Origin of the sequence: Falsirhodobacter sp. 20TX0035, assembly GCF_028307215.1 — a bacterium.
Classification (GTDB): Bacteria; Pseudomonadota; Alphaproteobacteria; order Rhodobacterales; family Rhodobacteraceae; genus Falsirhodobacter.
In genome coordinates this window covers 18,755-42,248 of record NZ_JAQMHV010000019.1, presented here as the reverse complement: position 1 = coordinate 42,248, position 23,494 = coordinate 18,755, and the positions used below count along the sequence as shown (strand labels likewise).

27 protein-coding genes are annotated in these 23,494 nt (G+C 63.7%); 6 read left to right on the top strand and 21 right to left on the bottom strand.

Annotation, left to right across the window (positions count from 1 at the left end; translation table 11 throughout):
* Window positions 1–132: 132 nt before the first annotated feature.
* The 3 genes from PIJ50_RS15350 to PIJ50_RS15340 all read right to left on the bottom strand — a co-directional run bounded on the left by PIJ50_RS15350 (window position 133) and on the right by PIJ50_RS15340 (window position 2,445).
* Window positions 133–765, bottom strand: a complete 633-nt coding sequence (locus PIJ50_RS15350) for a sulfotransferase family 2 domain-containing protein (protein ID WP_271976428.1) — start codon at window positions 763–765, stop codon at window positions 133–135.
* Window positions 766–856: 91 nt separating this feature from the next.
* Window positions 857–1,615 (bottom strand): hypothetical protein, encoded by a 759-nt coding sequence (locus tag PIJ50_RS15345; RefSeq protein WP_271976427.1) that lies wholly within the window; start codon window positions 1,613–1,615, stop codon window positions 857–859.
* Window positions 1,615–2,445: a collagen-like domain-containing protein gene (locus tag PIJ50_RS15340; RefSeq protein WP_271976426.1), complete on the bottom strand. Its 831-nt coding sequence runs from the start codon at window positions 2,443–2,445 to the stop codon at window positions 1,615–1,617. Before PIJ50_RS15340 ends, PIJ50_RS15345 begins: the two co-directional genes overlap by 1 nt.
* 509 nt (window positions 2,446–2,954) lie before the next feature.
* On the opposite strand from PIJ50_RS15340, the gene PIJ50_RS15335 reads away from it, so the two are divergent.
* The 3 genes from PIJ50_RS15335 (at window position 2,955) to PIJ50_RS15325 (ending at window position 4,996) form a co-directional block, all read left to right on the top strand.
* Window positions 2,955–3,182 (top strand): hypothetical protein, encoded by a 228-nt coding sequence (locus tag PIJ50_RS15335; protein ID WP_271976425.1) that lies wholly within the window; start codon window positions 2,955–2,957, stop codon window positions 3,180–3,182.
* Between the two features lie 718 nt (window positions 3,183–3,900).
* Window positions 3,901–4,305 carry a hypothetical protein gene (locus PIJ50_RS15330; protein ID WP_271976424.1) on the top strand — a complete coding sequence of 135 codons (405 nt, stop codon included), beginning with the start codon at window positions 3,901–3,903 and terminating at the stop codon, window positions 4,303–4,305.
* 52 nt (window positions 4,306–4,357) lie between these two features.
* Window positions 4,358–4,996, top strand: coding sequence for a hypothetical protein (locus PIJ50_RS15325; protein WP_271976422.1), 639 nt, complete (start codon window positions 4,358–4,360; stop codon window positions 4,994–4,996).
* Window positions 4,997–5,029: 33 nt separating this feature from the next.
* On the opposite strand, the gene PIJ50_RS15320 is transcribed toward PIJ50_RS15325, so the two are convergent.
* From PIJ50_RS15320 to PIJ50_RS15250, 15 genes are all read right to left on the bottom strand, one after another.
* Window positions 5,030–5,320 carry a hypothetical protein gene (locus PIJ50_RS15320; RefSeq protein ID WP_271976420.1) on the bottom strand — a complete coding sequence of 97 codons (291 nt, stop codon included), beginning with the start codon at window positions 5,318–5,320 and terminating at the stop codon, window positions 5,030–5,032.
* Window positions 5,321–5,339: 19 nt separating this feature from the next.
* Entirely contained in the window at window positions 5,340–5,804 is a 465-nt protein-coding gene (locus tag PIJ50_RS15315; protein ID WP_271976419.1) for a hypothetical protein, read from the bottom strand.
* Entirely contained in the window at window positions 5,801–8,026 is a 2,226-nt protein-coding gene (locus PIJ50_RS15310; protein ID WP_271976418.1) for a sulfatase-like hydrolase/transferase, read from the bottom strand. The genes PIJ50_RS15315 and PIJ50_RS15310 overlap by 4 nt, the downstream gene beginning before the upstream one ends.
* Before the next feature lie 4 nt (window positions 8,027–8,030).
* Window positions 8,031–8,804, bottom strand: a complete 774-nt coding sequence (locus PIJ50_RS15305; RefSeq protein ID WP_271976417.1) for a hypothetical protein — start codon at window positions 8,802–8,804, stop codon at window positions 8,031–8,033.
* Window positions 8,805–8,815: 11 nt separating this feature from the next.
* The gene (locus tag PIJ50_RS15300; protein WP_271976416.1) at window positions 8,816–11,008 is read right to left on the bottom strand and encodes a hypothetical protein; all 2,193 of its coding nucleotides are present in this window, start codon (window positions 11,006–11,008) and stop codon (window positions 8,816–8,818) included.
* Window positions 11,008–12,225 carry a hypothetical protein gene (locus PIJ50_RS15295; protein WP_271976413.1) on the bottom strand — a complete coding sequence of 406 codons (1,218 nt, stop codon included), beginning with the start codon at window positions 12,223–12,225 and terminating at the stop codon, window positions 11,008–11,010. The genes PIJ50_RS15300 and PIJ50_RS15295 overlap by 1 nt, the downstream gene beginning before the upstream one ends.
* 60 nt (window positions 12,226–12,285) lie before the next feature.
* A complete protein-coding gene (locus PIJ50_RS15290) occupies window positions 12,286–14,313 on the bottom strand; it encodes a phage tail protein (RefSeq protein ID WP_271976411.1) in 2,028 nt (675 codons plus the stop codon).
* Window positions 14,314–14,712 (bottom strand): hypothetical protein, encoded by a 399-nt coding sequence (locus PIJ50_RS15285; RefSeq protein ID WP_271976410.1) that lies wholly within the window; start codon window positions 14,710–14,712, stop codon window positions 14,314–14,316. It lies immediately after the preceding gene.
* Window positions 14,700–15,308 carry a hypothetical protein gene (locus tag PIJ50_RS15280; protein ID WP_271976409.1) on the bottom strand — a complete coding sequence of 203 codons (609 nt, stop codon included), beginning with the start codon at window positions 15,306–15,308 and terminating at the stop codon, window positions 14,700–14,702. Before PIJ50_RS15280 ends, PIJ50_RS15285 begins: the two co-directional genes overlap by 13 nt.
* A complete protein-coding gene (locus tag PIJ50_RS15275) occupies window positions 15,305–15,958 on the bottom strand; it encodes a hypothetical protein (protein ID WP_271976408.1) in 654 nt (217 codons plus the stop codon). Before PIJ50_RS15275 ends, PIJ50_RS15280 begins: the two co-directional genes overlap by 4 nt.
* The gene (locus PIJ50_RS15270) at window positions 15,958–18,441 is read right to left on the bottom strand and encodes a coiled-coil domain-containing protein (protein WP_271976407.1); all 2,484 of its coding nucleotides are present in this window, start codon (window positions 18,439–18,441) and stop codon (window positions 15,958–15,960) included. Before PIJ50_RS15270 ends, PIJ50_RS15275 begins: the two co-directional genes overlap by 1 nt.
* Window positions 18,441–18,596, bottom strand: coding sequence for a hypothetical protein (locus PIJ50_RS15265; RefSeq protein ID WP_271976406.1), 156 nt, complete (start codon window positions 18,594–18,596; stop codon window positions 18,441–18,443). The genes PIJ50_RS15270 and PIJ50_RS15265 overlap by 1 nt, the downstream gene beginning before the upstream one ends.
* Before the next feature lie 47 nt (window positions 18,597–18,643).
* Window positions 18,644–18,994 (bottom strand): gene transfer agent family protein, encoded by a 351-nt coding sequence (locus PIJ50_RS15260; protein ID WP_271976405.1) that lies wholly within the window; start codon window positions 18,992–18,994, stop codon window positions 18,644–18,646.
* Entirely contained in the window at window positions 18,994–19,512 is a 519-nt protein-coding gene (locus tag PIJ50_RS15255; protein ID WP_271976403.1) for a phage tail tube protein, read from the bottom strand. The genes PIJ50_RS15260 and PIJ50_RS15255 overlap by 1 nt, the downstream gene beginning before the upstream one ends.
* 122 nt (window positions 19,513–19,634) lie before the next feature.
* Entirely contained in the window at window positions 19,635–20,066 is a 432-nt protein-coding gene (locus tag PIJ50_RS15250; protein WP_271976401.1) for an HK97-gp10 family putative phage morphogenesis protein, read from the bottom strand.
* 17 nt (window positions 20,067–20,083) lie between these two features.
* Between PIJ50_RS15250 and PIJ50_RS15245 the strand changes: the two genes are divergently transcribed.
* Window positions 20,084–20,350, top strand: a complete 267-nt coding sequence (locus tag PIJ50_RS15245; RefSeq protein WP_271976400.1) for a hypothetical protein — start codon at window positions 20,084–20,086, stop codon at window positions 20,348–20,350.
* Between the two features lie 340 nt (window positions 20,351–20,690).
* Here the strand turns inward: PIJ50_RS15245 and PIJ50_RS15240 are convergent, their stop codons facing one another.
* On the bottom strand, window positions 20,691–21,191 hold the full coding sequence (locus PIJ50_RS15240; RefSeq protein ID WP_271976399.1) for a hypothetical protein: 501 nt from the start codon (window positions 21,189–21,191) through the stop codon (window positions 20,691–20,693).
* A gap of 539 nt (window positions 21,192–21,730) precedes the next feature.
* The gene (locus PIJ50_RS15235; RefSeq protein WP_271976398.1) at window positions 21,731–21,892 is read right to left on the bottom strand and encodes a hypothetical protein; all 162 of its coding nucleotides are present in this window, start codon (window positions 21,890–21,892) and stop codon (window positions 21,731–21,733) included.
* Window positions 21,893–21,948: 56 nt separating this feature from the next.
* Here PIJ50_RS15235 and PIJ50_RS15230 point away from each other — a divergent pair, with 56 nt between their 5' ends.
* Window positions 21,949–22,110 (top strand): DUF2256 domain-containing protein, encoded by a 162-nt coding sequence (locus PIJ50_RS15230; RefSeq protein WP_271976396.1) that lies wholly within the window; start codon window positions 21,949–21,951, stop codon window positions 22,108–22,110.
* A gap of 185 nt (window positions 22,111–22,295) precedes the next feature.
* Here PIJ50_RS15230 and PIJ50_RS15225 read toward each other — a convergent pair whose 3' ends face one another.
* Window positions 22,296–22,643, bottom strand: coding sequence for a PRC-barrel domain-containing protein (locus PIJ50_RS15225; RefSeq protein WP_271976395.1), 348 nt, complete (start codon window positions 22,641–22,643; stop codon window positions 22,296–22,298).
* A 159-nt stretch (window positions 22,644–22,802) separates the two neighbouring features.
* Between PIJ50_RS15225 and PIJ50_RS15220 the strand changes: the two genes are divergently transcribed.
* A complete protein-coding gene (locus tag PIJ50_RS15220; protein WP_271976393.1) occupies window positions 22,803–23,393 on the top strand; it encodes a DedA family protein in 591 nt (196 codons plus the stop codon).
* Window positions 23,394–23,494: the final 101 nt, after the last annotated feature.

Genomic DNA, 23,494 nt, shown 5'->3' with positions numbered 1-23,494 from the left:
CAGCCAGTCGGTGTGATTTCCCTCGCCGGGCCATGTTAGCTTGCGTGTCCACATGCATGAACATTTGCAGAACTTTAGTTGATTCGGGAAGAAGGTCGCGTGTTGATCATCCTCGCGCCTGATGCCTGCTGGTCAGGCCAGCTTCATGCTTCCCCGCTTTTCGTATCCAAACGCGTCGTAGTCCTCTGTGTATAACCGCTCAATGCTCGCCACGAATTCAGCATTCAGTTCGGGGTTCTCATACTTGCCCGCAAGCTTCTGACCCACCTGGGCAGACGTCTGCTCGCCCGTCAGCGCCTCAAGCCAGGCATAGAAGCCGTCAAAGCCGTCCTCCAGCTTGAAGACCTCACACCACTCGGGAACGAACGTCACCTGTGGGAGGAAGTGGTTATCATAGAGAGCATGGCGCTCGGGATCGAATTTCGGCAAATCCGTCAACCACTGCTGCGGCGTGACGTTTGCCGCGATCTTCCCCCGCTTCACCTGGTGAAAGTTGAAAGCGCTCAGGAAGCGGTCGACAGGATTGCGCACAAAGGCAAAGCCAGCGTCGAAGAACCCTTGCGGGAACAGGGTAGACAGTTGCGGCGCGGGGATATGCTGCGGCGAGTTCGCGAGCCAGTTCTTGCTGTGGCCCGGCTTGAATTTGCGGTTCTGGAACGCCAGCTGCCCGAAACGTTTCGCAAGGTAATCCTCAATGCTCGTGCCGGCGCACTTAGGAACGTGTGCGAAGAAGCACACCTGCTCACCTACCTTGAAGATCGGCATCCATGTCCCTCGCGTTGCTGGCTTATCCACTAGAATGAAACACGCGCAAGGCGACTGGGTAAAGGTAAAATCTTCTATAGATTGCTCATCGCTAGGTACCAATCATGTAACGTTGGGCGTAAGTCGAGAGATTGGAGCGCTCCGCGGCGGTCAGGGCACGGGGCACGATGACGACCTCGGCGATGTCGCCACCCAAGCGGTAATCGAAGCGCGACCCGCCAAGGGCGCGGATCAGCCACGTGTCGGTGAAGTGCATTTCCTGCAGGCACGCCTTGCCGCTGGCGAACAGCGCGTCGTGCGCTTCGGCCCGGGTTGCGGGTGACACGAGCACACCGTTGACGCGCCATGTCAGAACACCCCGGTATCGCTGCCAGGCCGTGCTGGTGGAGTTCTGCCCGCCGATGGGCACGATCGGGACGGTGTCCGGCGACGTCGTGTCGTCCAGCCCGAAGCCGACCAGCGCCCGCAAGGGCGATAAGCCCGCGACACATTGCAGGATCGCGACGATTGTCGCCTCATTGGGCAGGACCGCGTCGAACGCCAGCTGGTGGGGCGACGTCGCGAACCGGGGCACCGCCTTTCCGGCGATCACGCCATCGAGGCCAGGTTGCCGCTCGACGACCGTCTGCGCCAGCCCGATCGTCCCGGATCTGGGCGAGATGCGCGACACGCGACCGTTCGTCAGTGTCCGGCGGCTGGCGTCCGTCATGTCGACCCACGAGGCGTCGGCGATGCTGGCCGGCGTCCACGCCATCGGCTTGGCCCAGGCAAAGCCCGACCCCTTCAGGGCCAGCACCTCGCCCGCCGCGCCCTTGATCTGCTTCGCCGTCGTCAGGTCCAGCTTCGGCATCAGACCCTCACGATCAGTTCGGTGGGCCCTGGCACAGCCGCGTCATAGGCCGCCTGCGTCGTCACGGTCGTGATGGTCACGCTGGCGCCGGCCGCGCCTGTTGCGCCAGTATCGCCCTTGGGCCCTGTCGCGCCTGTGTCACCTTTCAGACCAGTCGCCCCGCTGTCGCCTTTCGGCCCGACTGGTCCGACATCGCCCGTGGCACCAGCATCGCCTTTGGGACCGACAGCGCCCGTTGCTCCGGCATCCCCCTTAGGGCCTCGGGAGCCGGTCGGGCCTACATCGCCCGCATCGCCCTTTTCCCCTTGAGGCCCCTGCGCGCCGACATCGCCTTTTGGCCCCGGCACACCTTGAGGGCCCGCGGATCCAGCGGCTCCGGGTGCCCCGCGAAGATCCCCCGTCCGCGACATGGTGTTGTCAGTGTAGGCGAAGGTCACGATCCCCGTGTCAGGATCGTAGCTGGTGGAGGCAATGCCGCGGCCCGCCTCTCCCGATCCGGGATAGGTCGGTACCGGCGCCGTTCCGCTGGCAGACTGGAGCCCGCGCTCGATGGTAATCTGGATGTAGCCGCTCTCGGGATCTGTTTCCGAGGTGCCGTCCGCGTAGAGGATCGTAAACTCGCCCCGCATCACCCCCGACACGCCCGTATCGCCCGCCTGCCACTGATAGACCGCATGCCCGTCCTCAATGGTCGCCTCGGCACGGTTCACGATGACGCGGTCGTTGTGGGTCATGGTGAAGACGGCCGAGGCTCCGGCCAGATCGCCCGCCACTTCCAGCTTGTGGCGCAGCGCCGGGGCGGTGTTGCCCTGCTTCAAGGTGATGTTCATGTGCGGCATCCCCGCTCGTGCAGCGCCACCCGACGCTGGTCCGATACCTGCATGATGTTCTCCAGAGATAAGGAAGCCGACCGGATGCGAAGTGCACTCGATCCGACATATGAACGTTGGCGCTAAAGAGGATCGTCGTGGTTGCATCCTGCGGCCCGGTGCAAACCTAACGGCATCACAGCGGACCCACGAGCAGAGTGCCAGCGCGGCGTTAACGGAAAATTAATTGTGCATGATGAGTCGAATTCGATCCTGCCCGGCAACCGCTGCTCCTAGACCTCGATGATCTGAAGCAAAGGAATATGTGTGTGGTCAAAAGGTTGGGTGGAGGACATCCTAGACACAGGTGTGTTCTTGGCTTGAATCAGCCTTGTGACAGACGCCTGCCAAGTGTGGCAAATAAGCCAAGGTTCAACGCGGGATTGACGACCCTGCAAACTTTTACCAAATGGTAATGACGTTTCTGCATATATGCGCACAAAATCGCCGAGAAGCGCATGAGGGACGATATGGACGAACGCCACAAGGGATTGCAGGGCGGGCTTCTTAGCCTAAGCGCCTGTGCCTATGCCGCTGGGCTGCCGAAGCTGGCGGAGGAACTCGTCCGACTGATCGGCATCATTCCGACGCCTTTGCATGATGAGGTTCAAGCCGCTCCCGTGAAACTCGTGCACACCTCATCGCTCGTCCGCAAAAATGCGGTGCATGAACACTGCGCGATGCGGGCCGTTTCCTGATCAGAATCAGTCCGAAGTTCGCCCAACGCGGCAACTAGGACAGAGCGCGGAACACCCTGCTCTTCCAGCATGTGAGCCAGCTTGAGAAGTGCCAGAGAGCCAGCTCGACGGACTGCCACTACCTGGTCTTCTAAGCCGTAGATGTAGTCCATGACGCAACTCCACTTGCGGTTGTGGAATTGTACTTGAAGCATGTGCGTCGTCCAGCTTCTTATTAAGTATTGACGGTTGATCGGCAGTTTTGCGCACGCTGGAAGTGTGGCAGCCTACGGGATCTTGCCTATTGATGCATTGTGAACCTTGGTGTCGCAAGTCTGTCATATGGAGGATCCAATATGATCGATCGAGCAAACCTGATGGCGAATCCCCTGCTGAGCTTGAGTGCGTGCGCTCGCAGCGACGGTTTCACGGAAGTTGCCGCCGCTCTTGAGGAGCTTATCAAGCGCCTCCCTACCCCGGATGACACCTGTCTCTCGCAAAGGCCGCTCCCGGCCGCTCCGCCGTACCTTAATATGAGGAGGCGCAGGTACCCTAAGAAAGTCGGTACCCCCGCGACGACGGCCTCCGATCCGGCCGAAGTGCATGTTGCAGTTCGCTAACCAACCCATTGAACGCAAATACAGTACCGTCAAATTTGAGTGACTGAGGCAGGCAACATACGGGCAAAAGCGGGGGCGGTCCGGCGACCCCCGCCGCCTGCACTATCTCAGAGGTCAAAATGCCATTTCAGCAGGAATACCGTGGCTACGTGATCCACTTGGACGATCCGGCCTCACAGCTGCATCCACTATCCACTTGGAAGATCACTGGCTATGGGCGGGAGCACGCTTCTGGTGACAGTATCACGCCTTTAGAAGCACTAGCTGCCGCGCGTGCCGTGATCGACAAGCTAGAGACTAACCCCTATCGCTTTCCAATCAACCTGATAGGGTATCCTAGTCAACCTGAAGGCGACGTCGTAACTAGGGACGGTGAGGTCATCGGGCGCTGGTGCTTTGACCCGGTTTTAGAAGAACTGGATTGCGTTGACTTTTATCCTAATGGCGCATCCGATCCGATATTTTCTGGGCACTTCATAAGTCTACTCTGCGACGAAATACGAATTTGGCATGAGTGTAAGTGAAAACTGATACGCGTCGTTTGCGTTTTTAGGATCTGCAATGAATTCTTGGATAATGAAACTTGCATCCTATGCAGCGTCTGCCATCGGCGCCATACTTGCGTTCCTTCTTCTTGAGGACAACAGAACTTGGGGTCTTGTTGTTGCTGCTTTTTCGGTCCTTAGCGTTTTGTTGGCGGTAAGGGCGGACTTGATGTCTAACCGCTTGCAGAAGCAGAAAGAGCAGGAGCTTACGAAAGCACAGCAGGATTTGGGGGAGGTCTATCGAACCATCGGATCACGCGTTCTTTCAGGCAAACAACGCTCAGATTTGATATCGCGATTAGATGATCCGCGTCTTAGGGGGGCAGTGATTGAGATAACAAAGGCTAGCGGTCAGGAAACCGCAGATTTCGCGAACTCATTGCGAGACGCTTTAATTGCATCCGGAATGAATGTCGGTCCAGTCACAGGGAGCTTCACGGTCATACACACATATACAGATCCAGATTGGGGACAAATCAACTACGTAAGAACCGAGTCAGCCTTAAGACTGGCTAAAATTCTTAATGAGGTTTTTCCCAAATTCCGTCTTAAAGAAATATCTGAATTCAAGACCGACGGGTTTGTTAATCCGGAAGTGGAGGAAGAAACCAAGTGGAGGAAGTGGCTCTCTATAAGCATCACGACGAAGGGCCAATCCACCCTTCGCTAACTCGATGTGCAATAATCAACCGATCGATTGCCGTTATCGGGGCAGCCGGTCCTTGATGACCTCGCCCAATCGCTCCATGCGCTCGGATCGCTCCTCCAGCTGGTCGAAGCGGCGCTCCATCTGATCGATCCTGCGCATTACATCGTCCAGCTTCCGGCCGAGCTGCCGCACCTCCTCCAGAACGAAGGGGATCAGCTTGGCGTTCTCCTTCACCGCCTCCATCGGCGAGGCGTGCGGCTCCGGCGGCGGACGCTTCCACATGTAGACGATGGCGAAGATGAAGCCGAGCAGCGCCAGCGTTCCGATCAGGCCGTATTCGCGCAAGGATTGTTCCGTCAAGGCATCAATGGGTGGCATAGTGGATGCGCTCCCAACGCAGGCGAGAAGCCGCGCGGAACTCGGCTATGACGAAGGCAGGATAGATGGCGAGAAGGAAGCCGGGCGCGACGGAGACGCCTGACAGGTAGTCGAACCAGACGTTGTACGACAGCATCCCGAAGAACATGCACGAGCAGAAGGACATGGCCGCGCGCCAACGAGGCGTCCGGAAGTGGAAGCCATTCACGTAGAGAGCGAGGAACCTCCAGCCCCCGAAGCCGCACAGGACGGCCGCGGCGAGGGTCTCGGACAGTCCGCTCTCGTACATCTGGCGGTAGGTGGGAAGCATAAGCGTGTTCTCGGGCAGGATCAGGATCAGCCCCATGAAGAACATGACCTTGCTCATGTGGTATTCGATCCCCCGTCCCTCTCGGTCCATGACCGAGAAGAAGTCGGCGATCATGCTGAAGAGAAAGCGTACGGCCTTCATGTGCCTACCCCCGTGATGGCGGCCTTTACGACGGCGACGGTGGTGTTGCAGCAGACGATCTTCTCCATCGCTGCCGTCACCTCCACGTCCGCGCCGACCTGAGCGACCGTCGCCGGAGCGATGCCGGACCAATCTGCCAAGCTGAGAACGTCCCCGGCCGCGAAGTCGGTGATCGTCTGGACGTGGCCCGTCCGATGGATCGCGAACGTGTCGTTGCCCGCGCCCCCGCTGATCAGGTGCTCGCCGCCGGTGACAGTGATGGTGTCCGCTCCGTTTCCGCCCCGGATCGTGTCCTTGCCCGCCTCGGCGTAGATCAGGTCGTTCCCGTCGAACCCCTCCACCACGTCGTTTCCGGCACCACCGTAGAGGGTGTCCGCCTCCTGCGAGCCGTAGAGCGTGTCGTCTCCCTCCTCGCCATAGAGCAGCGCCCCCCGCCGGATGCCCGACCGCAGGATGTCATTGCCGGCACCGCCATAGGCGATGACCCGGACCTTGTTGCCAAGGAAGGCGGGCACCACGTCGTCGTAATGGCCCTCGTGCTGGCGCACCACGTCGTCACCGTCACCCAGGTGCAGGGTGATCGCGCTGTCGACCTCGAAGCCGAGGCTGACGATCACCGTGTTGTTCAGGCCGTTGGCATAGAGCGTGTGGTTGCCCACCGGGTTGACGAACTCCACATCCTCAACGCCCTCGGAGAGGCGCATCAGGTTCTGGGTGCCGCGCTTCGACACCTTCCACAGCTTCTGATAGCCGGGCGACTTCGCGCGGACCTCCACATCTCCCGCCACGACGAAGCTGGTGGTCGGGCTGGTCACATCGACATCATAGCCGAGATAGGAGGCCAGCGGGGAGCCTGCGATGATGGACACGCCCTCTTCCACCAGCTGCATGCCCCAGTCGAAGCAGCAGGCCAGCAGCGCCTCGCGCGCGGCCGCATAGCTGGCGTGCTTGCCGGCGAGGTTGTTCGCCAGCCACGGATCGGCCTTGATGTTAAAGTATTCGGCCGAGCCGTCCTGGTAGACCGTGATCCGGTAGTCGCCGATCGCGGCCGAGGCCGACCCGAACCAGAAGGACGGGATCGTCCGCACCGGAAGGCTGCCGCCGTCCAGATAGAGCTTGAGGCTTTCACCCCGTAGGCCTTCCCGCACCGGCAGGCCGAGACAGTCCATGGCCGTGGGCCCGATGTCGATCAGGCTGACCGGATCGAACACGTCCCGGCGCGTCGTCTGACCGGGCATCGACACCATGTAGCAGGCGTTGCAGGCCTCCTCCCACAGGTCCATCTTGTGGAACTTGCCCTTGTCGCCGAGATGGTAGCCGTGATCCGACCAGAGCGTGATCATGGTGTTGTCGGCAAAGGGGCTGGCTTCCAGCGCATCCAGCACCTCGCCCAGCTTCTCGTCCAGCCAGAGGATGTTGACGATGTAGTTGCGGACGGAGTTGCGCCAGGCCGTCGTCATGGAAGCGGTCCACGTCGAGGGGTTTGCCGTCACGAGATCGAAGCCGACGTTGAGGCCGGCGGCGAAGTCGCCGCGCATCTGTTCCTGCGTGAACGGCAGCAGGGTCCAAGACAGCGGCCAGTCCTGCGGCTTGATGATCTGGCTGGTGTCGAAGGCGTCGTAGATCCGCTGTGGCGCGTACCAAGGCACGTGCGGCGCGCGGAAGCCGACCTCCCAGTGGAAGGGCTTGGACCCGTCATAGGTCGAGAGGAACTGGACCGTGTGGCGCGCGACCATGCTGTCGAAGAAGGCGTCCTCGTTTCCGACATAGCCGCGCCCGTCGATCCCGCCGTTCTCCGTCCAAGCTCCGCCGGGATGTGACGTGTTCACGTACCGCTCGTTGTCATAAAGCACGCGGTAGGTGCTCTGGCTCTCCGGCTCGTATCCGTGGAAGATCTTGCCCACGGTGCCCATGTAGTAGCCCGCGCGCTTTAGGTCGTAGGTCCAGAGGCGGTGCGGCCCGAGGAAGGTGTCCCAAGGCGTCTCGTTGGACAGGACGCCGCTCTCGGCGGGCGAATAACCGGACATGATGGCTGCCCGGCTCGGGCCACAGACCGGCACCACGGCCGAGGCGCGGCGGAAGATGGTGGACCGGGCTTCCAGACGCGCGAGGTTCGGCAGGTCCGGCGTCACCCCGAAGGGCGCCACGCCAAATCGGCCGTTGGGACGCAGGAAGTCCAGGTACTGGAACAGGTCGTCCGTTGCGATGAAAAGGTGGTTCACTGGCTCACCCCACGTACGCTGTCTTGGCGTAGTTCTCCCACCGCGCCATCAGGTTCGGTGCTGTCGTGCGGATATCGCCGGCAAAGAGCGCAAGATCGCTGACAGGCCCCGCGACCACCTGGTTCGCCGCCCCCCCGAAGTCCAAGGTCACCGACGTCACCGTCTGTGTCGCCAATGCGGCCACGTCCTTCGTCACCCACGCGGTTGTTGCGGAAGCGTTCACACACATGCTCACCTTTTTGTTGGTCAGATCCACAACAGTCGCGGCGTAGTAGAGCTTCTCGTCGATCGCGGCACCGGTCACCATGCTGGTGAAGCCCGACGTGCCGACGGCGACCCCAGACGCGCCGTTGAACAGAGGCACTCCCCTGATCTGGAACGTGCCGAAGTTGATGGCCCAGCTGACGCCGCCGGTGTTATCGGTCTGTCCAACCCGGCCGCAGTAGCCGCGCTCCAAGATCGTGAACACGTTGCCGGGCGTCGGAAGCACCGCCTTGTACCGGTCCACCCCGCGCAAGAAGTCGGCGATATTGCAGGGCCCGTCTTTGACCCAGCGGGCGGCGGCCGCTGTCGCGGTGCCCGCGTTCGCAGTCAGGTCAAGCACCATGTCCACGCCGCCAATGCGCGCAGGAACACGGGAGGCCGTCGCCGAGATCACCGCCTTGGCTTGGTAGACCGTGTGAAAAGACACCACGCCCGGAACCGCACCAAGAATGGCATCGATGTCCACGAGGTTGATGGGCGGGTTCGGAACGGTGAAGGGAAGCACGAAGGCCATGAGGCGGATCCTTATTGCACAGCGACCCGGCCCGAGAGGGCGCGGCGATAGAGGGTTTCGTTCGGGAAATTGGCGGACGGCGCCGACCAGCTGTCGCGCAGCGAGCCACGGTTGGCCGGGAAGCCGTCGCCGCGGTCGGCAGTTTCACCAAAGGCGTAGCGGAGCGTCAGCGTGCCGGTCGGCACGGCCGACATGGTGATGGTCGCCAGATCGCCGTTGACGGTTACACTGGTGATCGTGGCGCCGTTAGTCACGCCATCCACTGCGAAGCCGTGTTTGGTCGGATCGTCCAACACCAGCGACGACAGGGTGTAGAACCGCGCGGTGATGACCGCCCCGGCCCGAGTGGCCGTCTCCAGCGACGGAGGATACCATTCTCCGCCCGCCTGCACGGCCTCCAAGGCATGTGCTTCGATCTCTGCCAGGCGCAGAGCGGCGTCCGCTGTCAGGGTGCCCGCCGTCCCCGCCTGCAGAGCGAAAGGGTAGCGCGGTGTCGTGACAAGGAAGCCAAGGCTGAAGTGCCGAATGTGCAGCCGCCCCTCGGCCAGGATGACCTCGCTGGCGCCATTGCTCCGGGTGCCGGCCGATTGGGACACCACGACGGCGGGGGCCTCGCCCTGCCCGGTCGTCTCCGCGATGGCGAGCCGCAGGCTGTTCCCAACCGCCGCGTAGTTGCTGTCGGCCGTCAGCTCTAACGTGGCCGGCGCCCCCTCCAAAAGGGAAAGGTGCAGCCGATCGAACACCACCGTCTTGCCGAAGGCTTCCGCCGCAGCCACGGCCGCAGCGATCCGCGTCATGAGGGCTGTCCGTTTTGCCGAGCCTTCCAGCGCGTCTGCCTCGACCGTGCTGGGCACCGCCTCGGTCACGGCGATCATGGTGTGCCACGCCCGGGCTAGCGCACCCTGCCGGTCCAGCCATGCGGCGGCCGAGGCCTGAGCCGCCCCCGGCCGCTCCGGCTGTGCCAGAGCCTCGTTCACGAGGTGCCAGCGGTAGGGTTCCTTCGTGGAAGCGGCCACCCCGGACGCGCCACCGCCGAAGGCGGCCACGCCGACCGCGACGGACGGCGTCTGCGCCAGGATCTTCCCGTTGCGATCTTCATAGCCGATGGTCTTGCCGCGCCATGCATCCGACAGGAACCGGCCGACACCGTCGCTCTTGATGGCCTGCCATGCATTCCCAAGCCACGCAGGCTCGTAGAACTCGACCGTCGTGCCGCCGACGGGAGGTGGCGTTTCCTCCTCATCCGGGCTTGTGGGCGGCCAGAGCGTACCGGTCCGCGTATCGATCGCTAGAAGAGTATGGCCCGACTCGTCCACGAACAGATCGACCAGATGTTCGCCCGGGTCGCCGGATACCGGAAACTCCACCGGCGGCACTTCCGGCTCATCGCTTTCCGGGATCACGAAGTCACCGAGAATGCGGCCATTCTGGTCGATGGCCAGCAGCGGCTTGTTCGCGGCATCGGTGGCGAGGATCAGTCCGATCTTCCCGGGGTCGACCTTGGGCCGGAACTGCTGCTCGATGCTCTTCTCCAGCGCAGTGAGAGCGATGGCATCGGCCTTCCCGGCCAGCGCTCCCTGCCCGATGTAGACCCACGCCGTCCCGCTGTAGCTGTAGTAGCCGCCCCCGCTGGCCTCCGGGGCCGTCACGAAGCCGATGTCGTTGGCGGCGGCTCCTTGAACAGCATCCAGAAGCGCCTTGGTGGCACGGGTGTATTTGGCGGGCAGCGCATTGCCAGCCGCCGCGGCCGCGTTTTCTGTCGCAATCCGATCCTGCCGCACCTGCGCCGCACTCGCCTGCACCCCCTCGGTCACGGCCGCGGCGGCCAGCACCTGCGCCAAGACATCCGGCGGAGTGGGGGCGCTGACCGGGATCTGCAACAGGGCTGAAATATCTACCGGCCCGGCTTCAGGAACGACGACAGGCCCCATCGGAACAGCAAGGTCAGGCCGGCCCGCTCCAACCTTCAGGTGAGCGGAGACGTCGTAGACCGTGCCGCGATCGCCGCGCGCGTTCGGCCACAGGTCGATGCGGAAGGTGCCATCCTTGCCCACGGCGGCCGTGACCGTGACGGGCATCAGGACGTTCCTGCTGGCCTTGTCCACATCCAGGCTGCGCAGGGTGAACCAGATCTGCCCATAGGGCAGCACCAGATCGGTCGGCAGGGGCACGCGGCCGGTGACGGTGGTTTTCGTGAGTGCCATTAGCGAAGCTCCGACCAGCTGCGGGCGGACCCACTGCCTGACATGCGATAAAAGTGGTTGTGCGGAACGATCACCGCCACGAAGTTGCGGTTGCCGTCGTTGATGGTCTGGGACTGCCGCACCACGACCCATACAGACCCGTCAGGCGACACCTCGAAGTCCCCGCCGCCGTAGGTGCTGACCTGAATGGGACGTCCCGTGGTGTTCTGATAAATGGTCCCGTACAGCCGCTGGTCTGTCATATCTTGCCAGGTCTGCCCCCAGCCGAGGGCGTTGGCCAGCATGTGCTGCTCCGTGGCCAACGGCGTCATGAGCCGATCCGTCGCCGCGCCCGCCGCGGCCTGCGCGGCAGTCGCGGTCTTGCCGGTGAGCCACGTGCCCAGAAACTTGGTCACGTATTGCTCGACCTTAAGCGGGGTCATCAGCTTCTCGGCGTCGGTGCCCGCCTCGGCCTCGGCCCGGGTGGCCAGCCGGCTCGACAGCCACGCCGGCAGGCTGGCCGGGGTCACGATCAGATTGGTGGCCGTGCCCGCGATCACCTGGGCGGCCGTGGCCAGCCGGTCGCCATAGTGCTTCAGGAAGGACTGATAGGACCGGAGCGGGGTCATCAGTTTGCCGTTGTCGGACCCCACCTCGGCGTCGACTTGCGTGGCGATGACGATGCCAACGGAGGACGCGGTGTCCGCCGCCTGCTTCGCGCTGGCCGCGGCCGCTTTCTCGCTGCCGTCAGCCCGCAACGCGCTGCCCTGTGACGCCAATGCGCTGGCGGCGGCCTTCTCGGCGTTGTCGTCGATCGAGTCGGCGTTAGCGACGGCACGGGCGGCGGCCGCCAAGGTCTGGGCCAGCAGGTCCGGAACGGTCGGCTCCGGGGCCTCCATCGCCAGCAGGTCCGTCAGATCCACGGACGCGCTGCTGACCACGGCCGGCACCACGATCTTGCCCAGAAGGAAGGGCGACGTGCGGCGCGTGACCGGGGACATCAGGTGCACGGTCACGCGGTAGCTGGTGCCTTGTTCGCTTCGGGTGTTCGGCCACAGGGTGGTGTCGATCCGACCCTCGCCATTCAGCGCAACCGGAAGCGCCGCCGGCATCACAACATCATTGCTGGCCTTGTCGGTGTCGACGCCCGTCAGCTGAAACTCGACGTAGCTCCCCAGCCAGATCTGATCATCGGGCAAGGGCAGTCGCCCCGTGACCCGGGTTTTCGGCAGCGCCATCGGCGTCTCCATGTAGAAAAGCCCCGCGCAGGCGGGGCGTATGACAAGAAAGCGGGTGGCTTAGCCTGAGGCGGACGCCGACAGGGTCACGGCCACCGGCCCGGCCGGGGCCGAGGGAACCCCCGACGGGTTGATGGTCAGGGCCCAGTAATAGTAGGTGCCGGGGGCCGCCGGAGTGTCGGTGTAGTCTGACACGGCCCCGGCCACCCCCGCCACATTGGCCAGGAAGACGGCGCTGCTGAACTGGTTCGTGGTGCCACAGCGCAACTGCGTCCGGTAGAAGTCGTCGGCCGCGTTGGTCCAGTCCAAGGCCGCGTCCCCGCCAAGGCCCAGACCGGAGAACCGACCGGGACCATCCGGCACATCCGGGTTTGCGATGACCTCCACCGATCCCGCCAAAACCCACTCCGTCCGGCCTTTCCATCGAATCCGGATCGTGTAGGTCTCTCCATCGTCCAGAAGGCCGGTTTCCGCGCGCGCTCTTGCCGCCGGCATGTCGACCCACGCCGCACCTGCCTCGGGATCATCAATGTATCCGGGAGCGACCTGCGCCTGGAAGGTTAGGCTGTCCTTGGCGGGGTCATCGACCGTCACGACCAGCTTCACTGCCTGGACGTTCTGGTTGATGGTCACGTAGGACTGCGCGATCACCGGGTTCTGCGGCGGGGGCTGCGGATTGTTCGGCGTCCCGATCGCGGCATAGGTGGGCGGCAGCGGCTTTTCCTCCGTGGCCGGGTCCCACCCATAGGGGTTCTCGATGCTGGCAATCCCGATCTCACACCAAGCGCCCTCGATGCTGTAAGTGTGCGACGTCACCTCAAAGATGCCGTCGAGCCTGAACTCCTCCGCCACGATCCGGATGGTGTGCAGGCCATCCCCCTTCGGAAACCGCGCCTTCAGGCCAACAAGGCTCGTGCGGATCTTCCCCGTAAACTCCCGCCGGTCCTTCCCCATCTTGATCTTCATCAGACGCTGCAGCTGCGTTCCGGAGGGGCACATCTCCACCTCCAGCCGATCGGGGCGGCGGTCCTCCGTCGCCAGCGCCGCGTCGTCCCGCAGCTCGGCCACATCCACCGGCTGGTAAGCATGGGCCGGGCTGACGAATGAACCGGTCAGCACGTTGTAGACCTTGAGGGGATCGTATCCGTCCATCATCTCGATCTCGAGGATGTCGTCGCCGGTGATCGTCACGTCCGGCTCCGACCATGCCCCGCCAAGAATGCCGATGCGCCCTTCGGCCGTCTCATAGACCTGTCCATCGCACGTCGCGAGCATGCGGCCCGCAACCTCCTTCAGCGGATCCTCCAGCGTGTAGTAGCCGCACAGGCGATACCGGGGCTCAAAACCACCCCCCTTAAGTGCGACAGGCTCGGCGCAAAGGGAGGTGAAGCGGGCCCAGCTGTCCGGGTCCAGCCGCTCCATCGGGATGTTCCATCCATCAGCGTGGGTCATCAGGTCGCGCAGGCACAGGCCGGAGTTCTCGGAATAGACCGGGGCCCCGTCCAGATCGGGCACGCGCGACGCCCGAACCTCCACCTGGACCACCGTCTGCGGACCTTTCGGGAACCGCTTGGCGAAGTCTTCGTCGGAAGGATCGCCGAAGTTCGTGCAGAAGGTCGCTTGTCCCTGAAGCCGATGCTCCGAGGTCCAGAGATCGCCAAAGCGATCTAGCGTTTCGTAATCCCCGCCGACCCCGCTGCCGTCCCGGAAGTAGGCTCGCTTGTAATCGGCAAGTCGGCCCTCCATCCCGTAGGGCTTCGGCTCACCGTCCCACCAGAACCGGATCAGCCCGTCGACCGGACCGTGATGAAAGACCACGACCTGGTACAGGTTGTCGTCTTTCGCGTCGAAGAACGCGCGGACGCCGCCGAACAGGTTCCGGCCATAGGCGCGGATGCGGGGCTGATCCGACTGCGTCAGGTTGGCCTGCACCTGCTGCCGGTCCACCTTGGGCCGGAACAAGGCGGCCGAGGCCAGAGACCAAGCGACAGCTTGACCAAGGGCCACGGCGGCGCCGGCGGCCACGGCCGCAAAGCCCGACAGGCTGGCAAACCATGCGGTTGCCGCGATCGCGGAAAAGACAGCCATTCAACGCACCCATGCCAGTTCTGCCCGGGCGTAGCCGAGCCGTGTCAGATCCGGGCCGTCCGGAGCGGTTGACAGCTGCACCAGCGTCGCGCCGCGCTCCTCGGCCCATGCCTCGAAGGCCCGCAGAAGGCGGACCCCGTCGCGGCGATCTCCCGACCACCATCCCAGTTCCTTCGCCACCGGCTTGGGGCTGACCAGCGTGGGCTGCAGCAGCCCGGCAATGAATCCCGTGCGCGTGACAAAAACGCAGGCGGACGGCGACACCATCAGCTGCGCGACCGTTCGTGCGGTCCAGTCTCGGTCGACCTCCACCGGACCCTGCACGGAGGCCCGCAGCGCCACGATCATGTCCACGATGCGGGGAATGTCGGCCCGGCGGGCCGGGTTCACCCCCGCCATTTGGTCTCGTACCCGTTCGCGAAAAGCGGCAATCGCTCCAACCCCCGATCGCCGGGATAGCGGGCCTTCTGGTCCGCGTCGGTCCAGCGGCCGCGCGGCGCCGCGTTTCGGCGGAAGAACAGGCCTTCGCTTTCCAGGCTCAGCGACCGTTCGGTCGGCCCCTTGCCACCCCACGTCATGCGCTGCATCGTTCCCGAGAACAGGGAGAAGGCAGCGATCGGGCCATCCAGATCGGATCGGTAGGTCACGCCGCCGATCGTGACCGGCTCCAATGCGAACAGCGTCTGATAGATGGTGATGGCACGATCGCGCACGCGGCCTTTGGCCTCCAAGGCCAGATCCACCATCTCCGGCGTCGCGGCCAGTTGGAAGGTGACCTTCTGCGCCGACAGTGCGAAGGCACTGGTCAGGTTGCTGATCGAGATGACGTCCCCGACGCCCTGCCACAGATGGCCGTCGTAGGCCATGTCCGCGTAGCCGGTCCACCAGCGCCGCGGGGCATCGCGGAAATCCATGTGCACGAAGACCGCGTGCTGGATCATCCCGGACCGAAGAACCTCGTCCGGGATCGCAAGAAGATCGTCGCGCGCGGTCATATCGCCTCCACAAAGTTGACGTTCACGGCCGGCAGCTCCGACAGGGCCTGATCGAACAGCCCTTCCGTTTCCGTGGTGAAACGCATCCGGCACACCGGCCGGTCGATCTCGACAGCCGCGCCGGCGGCCACGGCCGCCCGAAGGGGCGGGTTGAAGCTGATGCGATGCACGCCGCCCAAGGCCTGTACCGCCTGCACCTTGTGCAGCCGGTCGCCGACGCTGAACGAATGCCCCGGCAGGATCCCGGTCGTGTCCTCATAGACGACATCCAGCCAGCGCTGGCGCAATACGGCCGCGCTGGCCACGGTGACCCGCGGTGGAAAGGCAGGGGGGATCACCCCGTTCCGGTCGGGAACGCCCGCCGGGGCACCCGACAGGGCGCGCCCAAACCGGTCGCGGGGGCGCAGGCGGGTCCGGGCCGGCACCAGCGTGGTGCCGATCCGCCCCTCCATCCGCGCGAGGAACGCCTCCCACTGCAGGCGGGCCGCCTCGCCGCTGAGCACAAACGAGGCGCTGGCCACCCACCGGCCCCGCGGGACGGGAACGATGGTCTCCACGCCGGTGATGCCCTGCTCGGGGTCCAGCGACTGGCCGACCAGGTAGAACTGGGCCGTCTGCGCCAGCGCCAGATATGGAAAGTCCGCCTGCATCACTCGTACCGCGCCTGATGGTTGCTCATGATCGCGGGCACATCAGCCCGCAGCTTGCCCATCGCTCCGTTCAGCCGGTCGATGTCGCTTTGGGTCACCTGCCCACCGATGTGGAAGACCGGGGCGAAGGTTGCGCCGCCCTTGCCCCCGCCGAGGCGATGGTTCGGGATGACCGTCCCCACCGCGCCCGGCACGATGACCTCCGGGCCGCGCTCTCCCACGACATACGCCTTGCCGGCCTGGACCGGCCCGCCGTCCGCGCGGAAGCCGCCGAAGCCCTTGGTGACCGCGCCCAGGACTGATCCCCAGATGCCGCCGCCCGACCCACCGCCCATGCCAGCCAGCGTGCCTTTCAGGGCGTTGCGGATGCCGCTGTTCAGGATGTCGGCCGCGATCCCCTTGAAGATCCCGGCCAGCCCCTGACGCAGGCTCTGACCTTGGACCAGCACATTGCTGATGGAACCGGCGATGCCGTCGACCGCCTGGTCGAACTGCGCCTGTTCCAGCTGGCCCCGTTCCAGCTCTCCGGTCAGGCGTCCGACCTCCTCCGCCTGCTGGGCGATCTTGGCCGTCAGCTCGTCGGTCAGCGGGATGCCGGCGCGGCGGGCCTCATCCGTCATCGCCCATTCGGCGCGCATCCGGGCGGTCTCGACGCTGTTCTTGCCGATCAGCTCGATCTGCCGCTCCAGCGCCGTGATGTCGTCCCCGTCCAGGATGTCGGCGAGCTTCTCGTCCTTCTTCTTTGCCTCCTTGGCCGCGTCGCTGGTGCCCTTGCGCCCGGACCGGGACGCCTCGGCCGCCGCGCGCTCGGCCGCGATGCGCTGCTGGTTGATCCGCTCCTCCTCGGCCGCATTGGCGGCATAGGTGGCCTCTCGTTCCGCAAAGTCGGCCTGCTGCTCCGGCGTCAGGGTGACATCTTCCGGCAACGTGCTGCGGAACTCGTCGCGGGCCAGCGCCTCGGCCTCTCCGACCGGGTTGTTGAAAAACTCCTGCCGGATCCGCGCGCGGGCCAGTTGGCGCGCCTGGCTGGATTCCAGATCAGCCAGCTTTCGTGCCGCTGTGGAGAGGGCGTCCGCTAGATTGAGAGCGCCGTCCACGGCCCCGTCAAAGCTGATCCCACCGGCGGCGAGAGAGATGTCCTCCACGCGCAGCGCCACCTCACCGGCGACCTCTGCGCCTTCGCGCAGCTCGACCGTGATTTCATCCAAGCCGTCCGCAACGTCGGCCAACTCCTTGCTGCCCGTCGACCGGAAGATGGCTTGGATGTGCTCCAGTTGATCTGCAGCTTCCGTGAAGTTCTTGGCGTCCAGAGCTGCATCCAAGGCGCGCCAATATTCGTTGACGCTTTCGATCTGCGCCGGCTTGATCCCGAACTGCGCCACTTCCTCGTTCAAGCGGCGCGCCTCTTCCTGGAGGTCCATCAGGTTCAGGCGCTCGGTTGCCTCCTGCGCACCGAAGACGGTGCGATCATTGATCTTCGGCCGAGCTTCAAGCTCGGTCAGCCGGCTTTGCGCGGCCTCCTGTTCGGCGCGCATCTGGTTGAAGCGGCCGAAGATCTCCGCAACGCGATCTTGGGCATTCCCCAAACCGCCCATCGCCTTGTCGATCGACAGCTCGAATCCCTCGAAAGCCTCCTCTTGGGACGCTTCCCGCAGACGCTCCATCAAGCCACGCACGGCAGCGTCCGCGCGCCCGAACCGCTCGATCATCGCTTCGGTGGCCTCGGCCCCCCGGGTGTCGGCCACGTCCGCGAAATCGGCCATTGCCGCGCGGACCTCTGACAGCGCGTCGTCGAAGGTCTTGGACTTGTTGGCCGCCTCTTCGCTGTCACGGCCGGCCCGGAACAGCGCTGCGCCCACCGGGATGGCAAGGGCCGCGACAAGGCCCAGAACCGCGCCCAAGGCACCGAATGCCCCCAGAAGCTGGGGAAGCTGCTGCGCGGCCGCCGTGGTGGCGGCGGTCCCGCCTTGCACCTGAACCACGAAGTCCTGGAATTGGAAGGCGGTGTTCTGCACCTGACCGCGCAGGGCCGCCATGCCCCCGCCGGCCTGATCCGTGCCGCGTTCCAGCGCCTGCGCGCTGGTCTCCGTGCGGCGGAAGGACGCCAGCAACTCGTTGTTGGCAGAGCGGGTGGTCGTCGTGGCGGCCTGCAGGGCACCAGCCGCCTGCGTGACCTTGGCGGCATACTGCTCCTGCGAGATGGCGCCGACGTCCATCGCGCGATCGAGGCGCTTCACCTCGTCCTCGTATTGCTTGGCCGCGCGATAGGCCGGGTCGTAGGACCGGGACAGGCGGTCCAATTCCTTGGCGTGGGCCCGGGCCGCCTGCGTGTTAATCACGCGGCCCTGCGCGTCCTGGAACGCCTTCTGGGCTTCTTCCCCCCGCCTGCGGTAGAAAGCGACGACCTTGTCGGCCTCCTTCACCAGTTGGGCGTCGGAGAACCCGGCGGATACGATCAGGTCGGGTTCTTGCCCTTGTGCCATCAGATACCCTCAATCCCCAGTTCGCGCATGCGCTCGTCGCTCATCGGCTTTCCGCGCGACTCGGCCTTCCAGCCATTCGCGCGACCAAATCCTTCAAGGCAGGCCATGAAATGCCAGGGCGTCATCCGCCCCACCTGTTCGGGCGCAAAGCCCATGGCGGCGCCCAGCCCGTAATAGGTGCTGAAGCGCCACTTGCCGTTGTTCAGTCTTCCGGTGTCGGCGTCACCGGCAAAGGCTCCCCCGGCTGATCCTCCGGAGGGCCGTAGAGGCAATGGGCCAGCACGGCCTGCGCGGGCACCTTGAACGCGATGCCCGGATGATCCTCGAACGCGCCTTGGATCATCTTCAGCGCCTGGACGTGCGGCATGCTTCCGCCGATCAGCCCGAGGCGCAGGACTTGGATCAGGTCGCTCAGATACCACTGGCCCGCGTTGATGCGGTTCAGCAGGTGCTCGGGCCCGCAGTCGGTCCGCTGCTGAAGCGCCTCCAGATCGGCGATGCCGAGGCGGAAAGGATGCTCCCCGCCCGGCCAATTCAGAACGATCGGCTGCATCAGGCGGCGTTCGTGAATTCGACGCCTTCCTTGAACCGAATGTTCAAGGTTGAGGTCAGCGCGGCACCCGTGGTGTTGCCGATGCCGTCGATGTTGAAGCTGGGCAGCATGCCGATGCCGTCGATATATTCGACCTCGCCTGCGGCGGCGTCGACCATGTGCAGGCGCAGCGGGATCAGCAGCTGGTCGGCCGCCCAGCGGATCAGCTTGTCCCGGTTCGACTTGGCGAACTGGGCGTTGATCGTCATCGTCACGTTCTGCGCGCCGTAGGCCACGACCACCTTCGACGGCAGCGACCAGTCATCGCAGTCGCCGACCGTCTCCTCGGTCACGCTGTTCTCGATCGCCAGTGTGATACCGGTCGCACCGCAGAAGTTGGTGAAGGTCGCCGGCGCGGCCGGGTTGAGGGCAGCCATGACGACCACATCGCCACGGTAGGAAAGTTCAGGAATCGCCATGTCGTTGGTCTCCAGTTGCGGTGCGGGTTGATCGTTTCCGGGGAACGCGCGTGGCGGCACCGGCTTCGACGGCGCGGTCGATGACCCACGCCGGGAATGTCTGAGGGCGGTCGGAGGCTTCGATCCGTATCGACACGCCCTTTTTCGTGTCGGTCGCATCGAAGCGGCGGGTGAACAGGGCCTTAGCCATTGCGCCATGCCTCCCGAATGGCCGCGCGGACGCGGTCGCGGATCTTCTTGCGGAAGGCAGCTCGCTTCGCCTTCCACCCCGGGAAGAAGAAGGGATGCGCCGGCATGTCGACGGTGCCGAACTCCTGAAAGCGGGCGTAGAAAGCGTCCTTGTCGCCAGCGTAGATCTTAATGCGCAGGGTGGCGTACTGGTCGCCTTGGTTCTTCCCGCTCCGGATCTCGTCGATCATGAACGACCCGGGTGGCACCTCACCCCAGGTCCAGGAGATGCTGCGGACTAGATCGCCGCTCTCCTTGGGCGCCAGGCGGCGCATCTCGTCGACCACATCCTGCGCGGCCTCTTCCATCGCGGCCCGGGCGGCCTCGACTGCGACGTCAGGAATTCGCTTGAGCTTGGCGACAATGCGAGGAGATAGTTGTGCCATTCGGAAAAGGAACCTTCATGAGATTTCGTATCGCCGCAGCCATTGCCGTCATCGCAACTCCCTCATTCGGTCAAATGCCAACACCGGAGCCGACCGAGTGCCGCGAAATAGTTGCGGCCGCTGACTTCATGCTGGGTTCACAAGAGTTGCTTTTTCGGGGCTTGACCCAAGCCTATGGCGATGGAGGCGAACAGGAAAAAGGTGTCCTTTCGTCATCGGAATTAATGCTTTTCCAGAGCAGAGCTCAGTTCGCGCGTATCAAAGAAATCTGCGGGGCTGATTAGGTTTCTACTATCACCCGAAGATCAAAAGGCGGCCCGCTGGGGGGGCGCCTGCCGTGGGAAGTAACTGATCGCCTGAACTCGAAGCGCCGTGCCTTAACTAGTCACGCCACGACCGCCTTCCTGGACAAGCCGCACCTTTCTTGAGCGCGCCTCAACTCGACCGCCTAGCCCGACCGTGCCCTGCCTAGCCTCGTCTTGCGGCGCCGTGCCTCACCATGACCGCCTCGACGTACCTAACCAAGTCGCGCCTTATCTAACCTAGACCGCCATACCCCGCCTTACCGGGCCTAGCCACGGCTCGCGTTGCCAAGACCGCCTTACCTCGACCAGCGGGCGCAGCCTAAGCCGCATCCACCACACGGCCATCCAAGGACGCCGCGATTTCTTCGATCGGCGTCACGTCGACACCTGCCACATCAGCCACCCCGCCGAAGCGAGCCAGCCAGCCGCGCAGGGCAACTGCGCCCTGACGCCGTAGTTCAGCGACCATTTCCGGATCGTCTGGATGAAAGTGCGAGTAGCCACCACCTTCCTTCCGTCCGGCGACCGGTGAGACCAGAGCCGGAAACTCGCGCACCCGAACGTTGACCGTCGACGTGGCCTCAGGCATGGCGTTTACGCGCGCAACGATCCGTAGGCCGCTAGCCATCTGCCGCGCCATGGCAATCCGGTGTTCGCGCGCCGCGGCCTCATCCCCCTGCCCGAAGAACCACTCGTGTGCTTCGTGCTCGGGATGTTCGCCCAGCCAGTCGATGAACTCACTGGGCACGAACTGATTGCTGCCAGTCGCCGCAAGGTAGCCGTCGATGATCTTCTGCCGGTCCGTCTTGGTGAAGGCCATTAGCTGGCCCTCCGCTGACGTTCCTCGCGAAGCATGTCGAACAGCTCCTCGGTATCAAGATCCGCGCATTGCGGCTCGATCATCGCGGCTTCTTGGACCTCACGTCCTTCCGCGGTGATTTCCGCCCACTGGTCCGCCCACGGCCCCAAACACGATCACCAGCGACAGCACCATGACCGCGCATATGAGTACGGCCCCTTAAGGGACCGTTGAGTTGCTTCCGGTGGCAACCTTGACCTCAGGCTAGGTCACCGGTCGCAAGCAATCCCATCGCCATCGCGGTCCAAGCCATAGACGTCCGGTCCGACAACTTTGACCGGGCCGCGGACGTACGCAGGGCCGTTCCCGCTGCCACCGGCGCAATCAACGTCGCTAGCGATGGGGACGCAAGCGCCCTGATAGCTGGGGTGGCATTCTTGTGACCATCCGGCCGATGGGATCAGCAAGGGAAGAAGAAAAAGGACACGCTTCATGGGGTGCTCCAAAGGACAATGTCCAAGAAGCCTCTTCACAACCTTAGGTAGAGTCAACGCCAATGGTTAACGGTTTATTAAGATGTCCTTCCTCAACCCTTCGACCTGCACCATCCCGTGGACTCGATCTATGATCCCCTCACGGAACAAGATCACCAGCGACAACGCCACCACACCGGATACAAGTGCGGCCCCGATGAATCGCTTGGTGGCCAGATGATCGAGCATGTCGTTCCCTACGCAGATTCGTATAACGGTCATGTGGGGATGATAGGTGCTCTCGCATGAAGATGAAGAAGAAGTCCGAGCTGCCAAGTAAGGTCTGCCCGGTCTGTGGTCGTCCGTTTTCGTGGCGCAAGAAATGGGAACGCGACTGGGATCAGGTCGTCTACTGCTCCGAACGGTGCCGCCGGGAGGTAAAGGGCAAGCTGGCGAGCGATAAGTAGGCCTGCCAAACCTGCGCCTAAACCCTATAGCCCACCGCCCAAGCCTGCGGCACCTCGTGTCCCAGCCAGTGGAAGATCACCCCCTGCTTGGCTTTGCTGGCCGAGCCATAGACGGATGATATAGAAAGCCCCGCACTGGCGGGGCTTGGTACTCTCAGGTTTCAGGACTTGAGCCTGATCTACATTCAGACGAGCGGCGGCGCGTAGACCGTAAAGCCCACGTCGTCATCGGTCCTCACGTGCTCCGGCCGTTCCTTGAGCTCTTCTTTCGTCCAGCCGATGTGCGCATGGATGTCACCACCCACACCGTCATGTACGAACTGAAGCGCTTCGAACGGAACGGCGACGTGTTTGGCGCCGATGCCTAGGAAGCCTCCGACATCGATCACCGCGGAACGGATCATTTCATCTGCCGACAGCAGCAGATCGCCAACAACGCCCACCTTCTCGTGTTCCGGACCATAGACGGAAACCCCCGTCAGGTTTTCGATCGTCAGTTCAGCGCCCGTCAGGATAACGTGTTCATGTGACATGGATTGTCTCCTTCTGGCACACAAACAACAGCGGGGTCATTCCGTTCCACTTTGCGTCAGCGTCTTTCAGTCAAGATCCTCCGGTTAGTGGAACGTTCCCGTAGACGGGCGTGCACGATTGTCAGACCATTCCACGAGTGGCGATAGACGAGGCGGCACATGGCGCTTGAACAGCTTGTGACGGATTTTGGTGCGGTCGGGCTGTTCCTAGGAGCGGGGTTCGAGGGCGAAGGCGTCGCAATGATGGGTGGCGTTCTGTCCCATCGCGGCCTGCTGCACTTTTGGCTGGCCATCCTGTCCGTGGCGTCGGGATCCTTCCTTATAGACCAGCTGTTCTTCTTGTTGGGGCGGCGCTACCGCGGCCATCCACGGGTGCGGTCTGTCCAGGCCAGTTCAGCGGGTGCCAAGGTGTTGAGGACGTTCGAACGGCGCCCGGATCTGTTCGTCTTCGCGTTCCGCTTCCTCTACGGCCTGCGGATTGCAAGCGCGATCACGATCGGCACCACGACGTATCCGTGGGGTCGTCTCATCCTTTTGAACGCCTTGGCCGCGCTGATCTGGGCGTCCCTCTTCGTGACGATCGGCTACCTGTGCGGTCAGGCGATCGAGGGGATGTTCGGTCATCTCCATGCAGCTTTGCATTACCTGATCGCCGGCACGGGCATCATCTTCATCGTCGTGCTGATCACTGTCGTCACTCGCAGAACCCGCCGCAGGGCGACACCGGATGTGAGTAAGGTGGATACTTGAGGCGGTAAAGGTCTTGGAAGCCGCTTACGCTGCCGGACTACCCGCCTTGGCGTCTGCTTCTGGGACGAAGCGGACGTTCGACGTCTTGCCGAGATGGAGCG

What these genes read in the sequence shown, in the direction of transcription:
- PIJ50_RS15350 (WP_271976428.1), bottom strand. Translation starts at nt 765, where the DNA reads ATGCCGATCTTCAAGGTAGGTGAGCAGGTGTGCTTCTTCGCACACGTT.
- PIJ50_RS15345 (WP_271976427.1), bottom strand. Translation starts at nt 1,615, where the DNA reads ATGCCGAAGCTGGACCTGACGACGGCGAAGCAGATCAAGGGCGCGGCG.
- PIJ50_RS15340 (WP_271976426.1), bottom strand. Translation starts at nt 2,445, where the DNA reads ATGAACATCACCTTGAAGCAGGGCAACACCGCCCCGGCGCTGCGCCAC.
- PIJ50_RS15335 (WP_271976425.1), top strand. Translation starts at nt 2,955, where the DNA reads ATGGACGAACGCCACAAGGGATTGCAGGGCGGGCTTCTTAGCCTAAGC.
- PIJ50_RS15330 (WP_271976424.1), top strand. Translation starts at nt 3,901, where the DNA reads ATGCCATTTCAGCAGGAATACCGTGGCTACGTGATCCACTTGGACGAT.
- PIJ50_RS15325 (WP_271976422.1), top strand. Translation starts at nt 4,358, where the DNA reads ATGAAACTTGCATCCTATGCAGCGTCTGCCATCGGCGCCATACTTGCG.
- PIJ50_RS15315 (WP_271976419.1), bottom strand. Translation starts at nt 5,804, where the DNA reads ATGAAGGCCGTACGCTTTCTCTTCAGCATGATCGCCGACTTCTTCTCG.
- PIJ50_RS15305 (WP_271976417.1), bottom strand. Translation starts at nt 8,804, where the DNA reads ATGGCCTTCGTGCTTCCCTTCACCGTTCCGAACCCGCCCATCAACCTC.
- PIJ50_RS15300 (WP_271976416.1), bottom strand. Translation starts at nt 11,008, where the DNA reads ATGGCACTCACGAAAACCACCGTCACCGGCCGCGTGCCCCTGCCGACC.
- PIJ50_RS15295 (WP_271976413.1), bottom strand. Translation starts at nt 12,225, where the DNA reads ATGGCGCTGCCGAAAACCCGGGTCACGGGGCGACTGCCCTTGCCCGAT.
- PIJ50_RS15290 (WP_271976411.1), bottom strand. Translation starts at nt 14,313, where the DNA reads ATGGCTGTCTTTTCCGCGATCGCGGCAACCGCATGGTTTGCCAGCCTG.
- PIJ50_RS15285 (WP_271976410.1), bottom strand. Translation starts at nt 14,712, where the DNA reads ATGGCGGGGGTGAACCCGGCCCGCCGGGCCGACATTCCCCGCATCGTG.
- PIJ50_RS15280 (WP_271976409.1), bottom strand. Translation starts at nt 15,308, where the DNA reads ATGACCGCGCGCGACGATCTTCTTGCGATCCCGGACGAGGTTCTTCGG.
- PIJ50_RS15275 (WP_271976408.1), bottom strand. Translation starts at nt 15,958, where the DNA reads ATGCAGGCGGACTTTCCATATCTGGCGCTGGCGCAGACGGCCCAGTTC.
- PIJ50_RS15270 (WP_271976407.1), bottom strand. Translation starts at nt 18,441, where the DNA reads ATGGCACAAGGGCAAGAACCCGACCTGATCGTATCCGCCGGGTTCTCC.
- PIJ50_RS15265 (WP_271976406.1), bottom strand. Translation starts at nt 18,596, where the DNA reads ATGGGCTTTGCGCCCGAACAGGTGGGGCGGATGACGCCCTGGCATTTC.
- PIJ50_RS15260 (WP_271976405.1), bottom strand. Translation starts at nt 18,994, where the DNA reads ATGCAGCCGATCGTTCTGAATTGGCCGGGCGGGGAGCATCCTTTCCGC.
- PIJ50_RS15250 (WP_271976401.1), bottom strand. Translation starts at nt 20,066, where the DNA reads ATGGCACAACTATCTCCTCGCATTGTCGCCAAGCTCAAGCGAATTCCT.
- PIJ50_RS15245 (WP_271976400.1), top strand. Translation starts at nt 20,084, where the DNA reads ATGAGATTTCGTATCGCCGCAGCCATTGCCGTCATCGCAACTCCCTCA.
- PIJ50_RS15240 (WP_271976399.1), bottom strand. Translation starts at nt 21,191, where the DNA reads ATGGCCTTCACCAAGACGGACCGGCAGAAGATCATCGACGGCTACCTT.
- PIJ50_RS15235 (WP_271976398.1), bottom strand. Translation starts at nt 21,892, where the DNA reads ATGCTCGATCATCTGGCCACCAAGCGATTCATCGGGGCCGCACTTGTA.
- PIJ50_RS15230 (WP_271976396.1), top strand. Translation starts at nt 21,949, where the DNA reads ATGAAGATGAAGAAGAAGTCCGAGCTGCCAAGTAAGGTCTGCCCGGTC.
- PIJ50_RS15225 (WP_271976395.1), bottom strand. Translation starts at nt 22,643, where the DNA reads ATGTCACATGAACACGTTATCCTGACGGGCGCTGAACTGACGATCGAA.
- PIJ50_RS15220 (WP_271976393.1), top strand. Translation starts at nt 22,803, where the DNA reads ATGGCGCTTGAACAGCTTGTGACGGATTTTGGTGCGGTCGGGCTGTTC.